This window comes from Cohnella ginsengisoli, from assembly GCF_029525555.1.
Classification (GTDB): Bacteria; Bacillota; Bacilli; order Paenibacillales; family Paenibacillaceae; genus Cohnella; species Cohnella ginsengisoli.
In genome coordinates this window covers 761,438-772,193 of record NZ_JAPDHZ010000003.1, presented here as the reverse complement: position 1 = coordinate 772,193, position 10,756 = coordinate 761,438, and the positions used below count along the sequence as shown (strand labels likewise).

The window sequence follows — 10,756 nt, the reverse complement described above, 5'->3', positions numbered from 1 at the left end:
TGTAAACGAGAAATGCGCGGCTGCGGCCGTCGGTTGAGCGGCGAAGGCGGCTGTAAGCGAGGAATGCACGGATACTGCAGAATCATGCTACTGTAAGCGAGAAATGCGCGGCTGCAGAGGGCTAAAGAGCAGTGAAGGTAGATGTAAGCGAGGAATGCGCCGTTGCGGCGGAGTTGCGTAAAGTTTTCTGGACAAACTTCTCCCGACCGGCATACAATAATTCCTATAGGTTGCAGCGTGAAGCACACGCCGTTCGTCTCTTCGGAGCGGGCGGCGTTTTTGCGTTCAGTTATTTGAATCGAGGCAAGGAGGAATGATTGTGGACGCCAATGCGCAAATCGAGCAATTCATCGAGAGGCAACGAAGAGAGGCCCGCGGAATGAGACGGGAGATGCTGGAGAAAGATCTCTACGGGACTCGCATCTTACTATCGAAGCTGCTGTTTCCGGTCCCTGAAAACGCTCGAAGGCCTTGTACTGGAGTATGAGATTTTATCGCAAAACGGTGTGAAACTTTACGCGGATGCCTTCTTTGAACCGCTGCAGCATGTTTACGAGTGCGAGGGATTCGTGCCTCACGTGGAAATGAAGACGAGAGAGCGCCATGATTTTGCGCAGAGCAGACTGCGTACATTTGCTGCCAAGCGTTTTGTCTATGTGCCGTTCAGCAGAGACGAGTTGGAGAAGAAAACCGAATCATGCAGGCGTTCGTTGTACGAGATCATCGGTGAACAAGCGATGTCGCAGCAAAGAGGCAAACTGTACTTGCTTCCGATTGTCGAGCGGGAGCTTCTGCGGTTTGCGCTTCACGTTTCGAACCGTTTTTCGCTGCCTGCCGCATGTCAAAGTCTCGGCATAGGAGAAACTTCTGCTAGAAGGCATTTGCGCGCGTTGCATGACAAACGGCTGCTTCGTTCAGTAGGGAACGGAGATCGGCGCCTTCATTACTATCAGAATACGGACGCGGGTCGGGCGTGCTTTTTCTGACAGTTATAAAAAAATCCCCCCGAACCCCGCACCAGCGGAGTTCGGGGGATTAAAAATCAATCCTGCAGCCGGCCGCGCGCCCAGACGCCGCGCAGCTCGAGCGCTTCGTCCAGCAGGAGCACGTCCGCGCGCTTGCCGGCTTCGAGCGAGCCGGTGACGCCGCCGAGTCCGAGCTGGCGGGCGGCATTGCCGCTAGCCATGGCGCTGGCGGTCGGAATGTCGATGCCAACCTCGCGTACCATGTGGCGGAACGCGCCGATCATCGTGAGCGTGCTGCCCGCGAGGTTGCCGCCGTCCTTCAGGCGGGCGACGCCGCATGTCAGGACGACGGGCAAGCCGCCGAGCTCGTAGCCTTCGCCGTCGGGCATGCCTGCCGCCGCCATCGCGTCGGTGACGAGGATGACCTTGCCGTTGCCTTTGGCGCGGGCGAGCACCTTGATCGCGGCGTGGTGGACGTGATGGCCGTCCGCGATGACCTCGGCGCTGATCCGGTCGTCGGAGAGTACCGCGCCTACGGTGCCGGGATTGCGGTGGTGAAGCGGCGTCATTGCATTGTAAGTATGAACGGCGTGCCGAAGTCCGCGGTCCGCGGCGGCGACGATCTGCTCGTACGTCGCGTCGGTATGTCCGGCCGACGGCACGATGCCGTGCGCAGCCAGCCGCTCGATATAATCTAGCGCGCCGGGCAGCTCGGGCGCCAGCGTCTGCAGCTTGAGGACGCCCGGATAACGGGAGACCCATTCGTCCAGCCATTCGAGCTGCGGCGGGCCGATGAAGTCCGGATTTTGCGCGCCTTTCCACTTGAGGCTGACGAACGGGCCTTCGAGATGAACGCCCAGCACCTGAGCGAACGGCATATCGCCAGCCATATACCGGCTTGCCCGGTCGATCATGGCCGTCAGCTCCTCGCGCGACGCGGTGAGCGAGGTCGCCAGCAGGCCGGTCGTGCCGTGCCGCGCATGGAACCGCGCGATTGCGGCGATGCCCGCCAGCGACTCGTCGGCATCCATGAAGTCGTGCCCGGCGCCGCCGTGCACGTGGACGTCGACGAAGCCGGGAAGTACCCAGCCGCCGGCGCCGTCGACCCGCTCTGCGCCTGCCGCCGCATCCGGCAGCGGATCGGAAGGCCCTCCGATCGCGGCGATCTCCGCGCCGCGCAGCCAGATCCAGCCGCCGTCCAGGACGCCGTTCGGCGCGACGATGCGGGCGTTCGCGATTAGCGTCCCCTTGCCGCCGGCTTGACCTTCGGGGCCGCTCATGGCAAGAGCCTCGCGGCGGCGCGGTCGAGCAGCACCGTCAGACGCGGATGCGTCTGCAGCAGCGAAGCCGGCACGTCGGTCGTGATCGGGCCGGTCAGCGCCCGCTTCGCGATCTCCGCCTTATCCGCGCCCCGGATGACGAGCAGGATCGTCTTGGCCTTCAGAATGCTGCCGATGCCCATCGTAATCGCCCGCTTCGGCACGTCGTCGATCGAGTCGAAGTACCTTGCGTTCGCCTTGAGCGTTTCCTCCGCGAGCGTCACGACGTGCGTGCCGCGAACGAGATCGGTATCCGGTTCGTTGAAGCCGATATGGCCGTTATGCCCGATACCGAGCAATTGAAGGTCGATCTGTCCCGAGCGCTCGATCATCTCGTCGTATGCCGCGCATTCTGCGTCCGGATCCGCGGCGTTTCCGTTGGGCAGATGCGCATTGGCCCAAGGGAGGTCGATATGGTCGAACAGGTGCTGGCGCATGTAGGTGTGGTAGCTCTCCGGGTGATCCTCCGGCAAGCCGACGTATTCGTCGAGATTGTAGCTGACTGCGTTTCGGAAGCTCACGAGCCCTTGCTTGTAGTTGCGGACGACCTGCTCGTAGATGCCGACGGGCGTCCCGCCGGTCGCGAGGCCGAGGACGGCCCGCGGATTCGTCTGAACCAGGCTCACGATGATATTGGCGCCCGCTTCGTTCAGCTTTTCGTTGTCGTCAAATACCAACAGATTCATGACGGATTTCTCTCCCTTTTACCTGTATATTGGCGCACGGTCTGGAACGATCGCTCCAGCCTCGGCACATACTCGTCGAAGTGCTCGCTCACGAGACCCGTGAACAGCACGTCTACCACATGAAGCTGCGCGATCCGGGAGGCCATGTCGCCTCGACGCATGCCTGCTTCCGAAGATGAGGTGAAAAGGCGAATCGAAGCGTGCGAGGACAGCGTCGATTGCCCGAAGCGCGTGATGGAGATGGTCGTGGCGCCTCGCTCCGCGGCATAACGGAGCGCGTCGATGATTTCGAGCGTCTCCCCCCGAGTACGAGATGCCGACGGCGACATCGCGCTCGGTCAGCGAGGCCGCGGAGGTCAACTGCATGTGATGGTCGGAGAAGACGGCGGCCGCCTTGCCGATACGGATCAGCTTGTGGAAAAAGTCCTCCGCGACGAGCCCGGACGTCGCCACGCCGTACAAGTCGATCCGCCCGGCTCCGTGAAGCGCCGAGATCGCCGCGCGCAGCTGCTGCAGGTCGAGCAGGTTGGTCGTATCGGTCAGCGACCGGACGTGGTTCGCCGTAATGGCCGACACGATGTCCGACAGCGGATTGCCCGCGACGATATCCTGATACTGCCCGGCCGCAGGCTGGCTCGCGAGCTCGGCCGCCAGCTTCATCTTGAAGTCGGCGAAGCTCTGGAACTGCATCGCGCGGCAGAAGCGGGACACGGTGGCCGAGCTCGCGCCCGTCCATTCGGCGAGCTTCGAGATCGTCATGCCGACCGCTTCGTGCGGATGCCCGAGCAGCTTCTCGGCCAGCTCGCGCTCCTTCGGATGCAGCGCGTCCAGCCGATCCTCGATCGCTTGCAGAATGCCCATGCGACCTTGCCTCCTTATTGCTCAAGAAAATATGTTACTTATAATTCGAATTATATAAGAAAAAAAATTTCTTGTCTATTAATAGATAACAACTATCAAATCTATAATTTATATATATTTATATCGATAAGCCGAATTTGATAAGCTGTCGGTAAATCAATCCGACATTTTGAAAGGCGGCAAATCGCATGAAAGAGAACAATGCAGGGAGGCAAGGTGCTTGTCGCGGATTATAACCACGAGAAAATCGAATGGTCCCCCCGAGCCGCCGGACAGCATGAAAAAATTTTACGCGGCTTATATGAAGTGGCGCGCGGACGCGGGCTTGGACAATGCGATCGCGGACCGGCTGCCCGCTTTGATGCGCGACGCGGGCTTGCGCGACATTCGGATTTTCCCCCAGCACGAAGAGATGAATCGGGGACAACCGGACTTTGAGGCAAGGGCGTCCATATGGGCGGACGCGGCAGCCAGCAGGGGGCCTCAGATGGCGCGGGACGGATACGGCACGCCGGAAGCGTGGGAGCAAGCCGAATCCGAGTACAGACGATGGGTGGCCGAAGCGGCGATCTCGATCAAAATGTATATGCTAGCGGCGGAAGGCATCAGGCCCGCATGAAAGGTCATTTTCCCGTACAAGTCGCACCCACAGCTTAGCCATTCCCGCCGGGAACGGCACAATACGTCGACCGGCGGCTTCGTCAACATGCATGGCGGACGCCTATACGGCCCCGGCCAATACGGCAAAGGTACGCGTATCTCTTTACATCACGGGGCTGAACGGCACGTTCTACTTGGACTTTCTCGCTGACTTGATTCATGGGGGTTGGATTCGGCTTGTTAAAAAGAAAGCCCGCCTTCCGCGATTAGCGGAAAAAGCGGGCGTTTTCATGCGGATGAGCCGAAATCAATAGCTTTTCTCGTAATCCACGATATTCCTCGCAGGCTTTCCCGTCGCCAGATAAGTTTGCAGATTTTCGACGAACAGATCGGTCATGCGCGCCTTGTATTGATCCGTGGCACCGCCGATATGCGGCGTAATAATGACATTGTCCATCGCCCAGAGCGGATGGTCCGCGGGGAGCGGCTCCGGCTCGCACACGTCGAGACCGGCGCCGGCGATCGTGCCGTTCCGTAGCGCCTCGGTCAATGCGTCCGTATCGACCGCCGTGCCGCGGCCGATGTTGATGAAGAGGGCGGACGGCTTCATCGCCGCGAACCGCCCGGCATCGAACAGTCCGACGGTCTCCGCGGTATGCGGCAAGACGTTCACGACGACGTCGCTCTCGGCCAGTACGTCGTCCAAGCGTTCCGGAGGATACATGGCCTCCACATGCGGGGCGGGACGACCGCTGCGTCTAACGCCAAGCGTCCGCATGCCGAACGCCTGCGCGATGCGCGCGAGCTCCGCGCCGATCTCGCCTGCGCCTATGACGGCAAGCGTCCGGCCGCGCAGCTCGCCGTAGCCGTCCGAACGCGCCCATTTGCGCTCATTCTGATTGCGTACGGCATGATGCAACTGGCGGGCGAAGGCTAACAGCATCGCGAACGCCGTCTCGGTCATCGGCACCGGATGCACGCCGCTCGCGGTCGTCAGCACGACGCCGCGCGCTTCGAGCTCGCTAAGGGGCAGGTTGTCGACGCCGGCTGAACCTGTCTGCACCCATTTCAGCTTGCGTGGGTTCCCGGCGCTCTTTTCCCAAGCGGCCTTCCACCATCCGCACAGCACCTCCGCTTCCTCCAGCAGACCGGGGTCCAGCTCCGCCGGCTTGCCGAAGATGACATTGCAGCCGGGCGCCGCGGCTTGAATCCGCCGTTCCTGCTCGGGATCGAACCCGAACAGGCTGACGATCGTGCGCATATCGATTCCTCCTTCCGATTTCTCCTATTGTACCGCGGAAGGCGCTTTTTCCCAAAGCACAAATGACCGAGCCCGCCCTTGCGGGCAGTTCGGTCATTTGTGGAGTCCGCGACGGGCTTAAGCGCCCGGCCTCAAGCGGCCGGCAGCGGCAGCAGCTTCGCGAGCGAGGCGCTGTCTATTTTGGACAGCCTGACATAGCCGCTGCCGTTCTCCTTCACGAGCTCGTAAGCGTCGGCATCGCCGGCCCATACGTAGTAGACATCCGTCACCCGGTCGCCGGCCAACGCCGACAGCTTGTACGAAGGGGAGGACGACATGGCGACGCTCTCCTTCTTTTCCCAGTCTGCGCCGTCGAGTACCGCGTCGACCTTCTTGGCGTTCTGTTCGCTGATCTGCATGAACGGCTTGAAGTCGCTGCCCGAAGGCAGGCTGATCAGAAAGCCCGGCGCATCGGCAGCCTCGCCGTCGGAGGCGGCAGGGCTGGAAGCCGAGTCCGGGCCGGATGCCGTAGGTGTTGCATCCGAGGCCGAAGGCGAGGCAGGCAAGGTCGCGGATGCCGTCGCAGAAGCGGATCCTGAGGCTGGCTGGGTGGCTTCGGGCGCCAGGGAGGCGGACGAAGACGGATCGGCGTTCTTATCGTCATTCGTGCAGCCGGCGGCGGCTAACGACACGGATAGGAGCAGCGCTGCAGTCGTAATTCGGAGTTTCATGGCGGTTCTCCCCTTCCGGAGCGTGATACTTTTTAGACGAATGCCGGACAAAAGAAGTTGCGAGTATGGGAGAAATAGGAAAATGCGTAACCGTTCGAAACGCGCTGCATATAGACGAAGCCGGCTCCTGCTGCATCTTGCGGACGTGTTATACTGTTGGTTACACAGAGATGAAAAAGGAGGCGTTCGCATGTCGGCGATGCCGGTGGACCGGACGATCCCGGATATTAAGGCGGCGCTGCGAGACCGGGGAGGCGCCGTGTTGGTCGCCGCGCCGGGCGCGGGCAAGACGACGCGGGTGCCGATCGCTTTGATGGGAGAGCCGTGGCTCGCGGGCCGCAAGATCGTCATGCTGGAGCCTCGGCGCATCGCCGCCCGCAGCGCGGCCGAATACATGGCGGCGGGACTCGGGGAGCGCGCGGGAGCGCGCGTCGGCTACCGGGTCCGGATGGATACGAAGGCGGGTCCGAAGACGGTCGTGGAGGTCGTGACCGAAGGCGTGCTCACGCGAATGCTGCAGCAGGACCCGTCGCTCGCGGACGTAGGCCTCGTTATTTTCGACGAGTTCCATGAGCGGAACTTGAACGGCGATCTCGGACTCGCGCTCTGTCTGCAGGCGAAAAACCTGTTCCGCGACGATCTTCGCCTGCTCGTCATGTCTGCCACGCTCGAGCCGGGGCCGGTCGCCGGCATGTTGGGCGATGCGCCCGTTATTGAGAGCGCGGGCATCATGTATCCGGTCGATACCGTCTATCTCGATCGGAAGTCTGACGCACCCGTCGAGCGGCTGGCGGCGGAGATGACGGCGCATGCGCTTGCGCGGCATGAGGGAGATGCGCTCGTCTTTTTTGCCGGGTTATGCGGAGATCCGGCGAACGGCCGCGGCCTTGTCGGCGCGTCTTGACGGCGCGGGGATGCAAGGCGTGGAGATCGCGGCGCTCCATGGCAGCATGCCGCCGGGAGAGCAGGACCGCGCGCTCGCGCCGGCCGCGAACGGCGGTCGGAAGATCGTGCTCGCGACGCCCGTGGCCGAGTCGAGCCTGACGGTCGAAGGCGTTCGCATCGTCGTCGACGGAGGGCTGATGCGGGCGCCCCGCTTTTCGCCGCGGACAGGCATGTCGCGGCTTGAGACGGTCCGCATTCCCGCGTCTTCGGCCGATCAGCGCCGCGGTCGCGCAGGACGCGTGGCGCCGGGCGTCTGCTACCGGCTGTGGACGGAAGAAGAGCACCGGCAGCTCGCGCCGGCCGGAACGCCGGAGATTCGCGAGGCCGATCTCGCGCCGCTGGCGCTCGAGCTGGCCGTGTGGGGCGTGTCCGATCCGGCGGAGCTGGATTGGCTGGACGCGCCGCCGGCCGCGGCCTATACGCAGGCGCGGGAGCTGCTGTCCGCGCTGGGCGCCATCGGCGCGGACGGCGCGCCGACGCCGCACGGCGCGGCCATGGCCCGCTTGGGCGCGCATCCGCGGCTCGCGCATATGATGCTGCGCGCGCAGCCGCTAGGCCTCGCGGCCGATGCCTGCCGGATCGCCGCGCTGCTCGGGGATAGGGACCCGCTGCAAGGCGGCGACGCGGACTTGTCGCTAAGGCTTGCAGCGCTGGCGGCGGGGGACGGACGCATCGAAGCCGGCCGCCGGGAACGTCTGCTGGCGGAAGCGCGCCAGTTCGAGGCGCAGCTCAAGACGGCGGGCGGCGAGGCTGCAGGGGCCGGTTCAGGCGCGGGAACCGGCCCGGTCGCGGGTTCCGGCTCGGTTGGGAAAACCGCGGGCCGTTCGGCGCAGCATGCCGCGTACGATTGCGGCCTGCTGCTGGCTTTCGCTTATCCCGACCGAATCGGCAAGCTCCGCGGGAGCGGCAAGTTCACCCTGTCGGGCGGCAGGGGGGCCTACGTGCCCGAGGGTCAGCCGCTTGCCGGCGAGCCCTGGATCGTCGCGGCGGAGCTCGACGACCAGGGGACCGAAGGACGGATTCGCCTGGCGGCGCCGCTGCGCGCCGACGATCTCGAGCGCCATTTCGGCGATCTCATCGCCGAACGTCGGGCGATCGCCTGGGAATCGGGGGCAGGCGCCGTCCGGGCGCGGCGGACCATCTCCCTTGGCGCGCTGACGCTGCGCGAAGGGCCGATTCCCGATCCGGACCCGGTCGCCGTAAGCGAGGCGCTGCTGAGCGGGATTCGGCTCGAAGGGCTCGACCTGCTTCCTTGGTCCAAGGCATCGCGCCAGTGGCTGGAGCGCGCGAGATTTTTGGGGCTTCACGATCCCGCAGGCTGGCCGGATCTATCCGACGCAGCGCTGCTGGACGGTCTGGCGTCTTGGCTCGGACCGTTCGTCGCCGGCATGCGAACGAGAGGAGACCTGCAGCGGCTGAGCCTGTCGGAGGCGTTGTCCGCGATGCTCTCCTGGGAGCAGCGGCGGAGATTAGACGAAGAAGCGCCTACGCATGTCACCGTGCCGAGCGGTTCCCGATTGCCGGTCGATTACGGCGATCCAGCCGCGCCGGCGCTGCACGCGAGGCTTCAAGAGCTGTTCGGATGGCCCTCCTCCCCGCGGATCGCGGGAGGGCGGGTGCCGCTCACGCTGCACCTGTTGTCCCCGGCGCAGCGGCCGGTTCAGGTCACGCGAGATTTGGCCAGCTTCTGGCGGGAGGCTTACTTCGAGGTTCGCAAGGATTTGAAAGGGCGATACCCCAAGCATTACTGGCCCGACGATCCCTTGCAGGCGCAAGCGACGAGCCGGGCGCGCCCTCGAACATAGACTCCCTTTATTTTCCTAGTATGTGATATGATCGGTTCAGGCGCGCACGCGCCGGCTTATCGTCTTGCGCGATGGCGATCGGGAGGTTGCTCGATGAAAATTTTCTTTATTTTTGTTCTGCTTTCATGGCTGCTCGGCAATCCGTTTTTGGCTCTTATCGTTATGCTCGTCATTTTATACTTGCTCGACCGCCGGTTTTTGGGCATTACGCCGAGCCTGCTCAAGCCGTTTAAGCGACGCAGCCGCGTAAGCAAGCTGAAGCGTCAGTTGCTGTTAAATCCGCACGACACGCCCGCGAAGTCGGAGCTCGCGCATGAGTGGATCGGGATGCGCAAGTTCGAGGAAGCGCGGAGCTTGCTGTCAGGCATGGAAGACCGAATGACGCAATCCGCCGAATATTGGAGCGATCTGGGACAATGCGAGCTGGCGCTGGGGCATTTGGAAGCCGGGGAAAAGCATATGCTCGAGGCGTTGGAGATCAATCCGCGCGTTAAATTCGGTCTGCCTTACTTGCTGCTCGGCGATGCCTGGGCGGGCAAGGACGACGAGAAGGCCGCTTCTTATTTGCGGGCGTTCCAGGACGTGCACGCTTCGTCATGCGAGGCTTACTACCTGTTGGGGAAAATCTACGATAGGCTCGGGGACCGGGCCGGCGCGAAGCAGGCCTATCGGGATTGCGTGGGCGTCTATCGGACGCTTCCCCCGTTACATGAAGCGTCGCGAGCGCAGATGGGCGCTGCTCTCCTCCGTTCGCAGCCGTTGAGTCTTGCCGCCGCCCTGTCGCGGAGCCGGCCATTAAAAATGCAGCGGGACCATGAATCGCGGTCCCGCTGTCTTTCATTATTTTTTTAATCCGCCAGCGCGTCTTCTTCTTCGGATGCGTCGTCCTCCGCCGAGGCTTCGGCATCGTCCTCCGCCACGGCTTCAACTGCGTCTTCCGCGTCCGATTCGGCCGCCTCTTCCATTTCGATCGATGCGGCAGGCGCGTCAGCTTGGACGGCCCAGTCGTCCGTCAGTACGGCGTCTTCGACGGCGGGAGCCGCTTCGACCTCTGCTTCGTCCGAATCGTCAGCGGACGCGACGTCCTCGGTATCCTCTGCGGAAGCCTCCTCGCCAAGCTCTTCCGTATGCGCTTCCAATACCTCTTGGTCCAGTTGCTCTTCATTCGTACTCATAGCGCTCTGCCTCCTTGGCGATGTTCGGGGCATGTCCCCGATTTCAAAATAACACGAAGGTCCCGGCCTGAATACGGGTGTAAATTGACGCTATTTGTCCGGAAGCATCGAAACGGCAGTCTGTAATCAAATTGTAATCCGATCCGACCGGAACCGACAAAACCTTCCTTTCGCGGCGTTTGGCAGGAATCGACGAAGGGACGCGAACGAAGCCGGACGCTGGCGAAATTGACATCCATAAGCGGTTCACTTATATTGTGCGAAGAAGAACCTAAGAGAGTACGGAGTTGAAGCGCATGAGCGGGGCCGGACGCAATCGGCAGGGCAAGCCGAAGCAGCATAAAGGACAGCAGCAGGGAAGCCGGGGGACGTCGCAGGGCGCGCGCTTCGGCGGCGACGCGAATCAGCAGCGGGGACGGGGCGGTACGG

Annotated in this window: 9 protein-coding genes and 1 pseudogene; 4 read left to right on the top strand and 6 right to left on the bottom strand. The window is 62.8% G+C overall.

The window, feature by feature from the left end:
- Positions 1–1,042: 1,042 nt before the first annotated feature.
- The 3 genes and pseudogenes from nagA to OMP38_RS14975 form a co-directional block, all read right to left on the bottom strand.
- Positions 1,043–2,245 (bottom strand): N-acetylglucosamine-6-phosphate deacetylase, encoded by a 1,203-nt coding sequence (gene nagA, locus OMP38_RS14985; RefSeq protein WP_277565849.1) that lies wholly within the window; start codon positions 2,243–2,245, stop codon positions 1,043–1,045.
- A complete protein-coding gene (gene nagB / locus OMP38_RS14980) occupies positions 2,242–2,970 on the bottom strand; it encodes a glucosamine-6-phosphate deaminase (protein ID WP_277565848.1) in 729 nt (242 codons plus the stop codon). The genes nagA and nagB overlap by 4 nt, the downstream gene beginning before the upstream one ends.
- Positions 2,967–3,831 (bottom strand): annotated as a pseudogene (locus OMP38_RS14975) (MurR/RpiR family transcriptional regulator). The gene nagB and the pseudogene OMP38_RS14975 overlap by 4 nt, the downstream one beginning before the upstream one ends.
- A 277-nt stretch (positions 3,832–4,108) precedes the next feature.
- On the opposite strand from OMP38_RS14975, the gene OMP38_RS14970 reads away from it, so the two are divergent.
- Positions 4,109–4,450: a hypothetical protein gene (locus OMP38_RS14970; RefSeq protein WP_277565847.1), complete on the top strand. Its 342-nt coding sequence runs from the start codon at positions 4,109–4,111 to the stop codon at positions 4,448–4,450.
- A gap of 288 nt (positions 4,451–4,738) precedes the next feature.
- Here OMP38_RS14970 and OMP38_RS14965 read toward each other — a convergent pair whose 3' ends face one another.
- Positions 4,739–5,692, bottom strand: a complete 954-nt coding sequence (locus OMP38_RS14965; RefSeq protein WP_277565846.1) for a D-2-hydroxyacid dehydrogenase — start codon at positions 5,690–5,692, stop codon at positions 4,739–4,741.
- Between the two features lie 131 nt (positions 5,693–5,823).
- Positions 5,824–6,402 carry a hypothetical protein gene (locus OMP38_RS14960; RefSeq protein WP_277565845.1) on the bottom strand — a complete coding sequence of 193 codons (579 nt, stop codon included), beginning with the start codon at positions 6,400–6,402 and terminating at the stop codon, positions 5,824–5,826.
- A 190-nt stretch (positions 6,403–6,592) separates the two neighbouring features.
- Between OMP38_RS14960 and OMP38_RS34710 the strand changes: the two genes are divergently transcribed.
- From OMP38_RS34710 to OMP38_RS14950, 3 genes are all read left to right on the top strand, one after another.
- Positions 6,593–7,306 carry a DEAD/DEAH box helicase gene (locus tag OMP38_RS34710; protein ID WP_338130518.1) on the top strand — a complete coding sequence of 238 codons (714 nt, stop codon included), beginning with the start codon at positions 6,593–6,595 and terminating at the stop codon, positions 7,304–7,306.
- Positions 7,212–9,152, top strand: coding sequence for an ATP-dependent helicase HrpB (gene hrpB / locus OMP38_RS14955; protein WP_338130517.1), 1,941 nt, complete (start codon positions 7,212–7,214; stop codon positions 9,150–9,152). The genes OMP38_RS34710 and hrpB overlap by 95 nt, the downstream gene beginning before the upstream one ends.
- Before the next feature lie 93 nt (positions 9,153–9,245).
- Positions 9,246–10,004, top strand: a complete 759-nt coding sequence (locus OMP38_RS14950; RefSeq protein WP_338130516.1) for a tetratricopeptide repeat protein — start codon at positions 9,246–9,248, stop codon at positions 10,002–10,004.
- Here OMP38_RS14950 and OMP38_RS14945 read toward each other — a convergent pair.
- A complete protein-coding gene (locus OMP38_RS14945) occupies positions 10,001–10,327 on the bottom strand; it encodes a hypothetical protein (protein ID WP_277565844.1) in 327 nt (108 codons plus the stop codon). The genes OMP38_RS14950 and OMP38_RS14945 overlap by 4 nt on opposite strands.
- Positions 10,328–10,756: the final 429 nt, after the last annotated feature.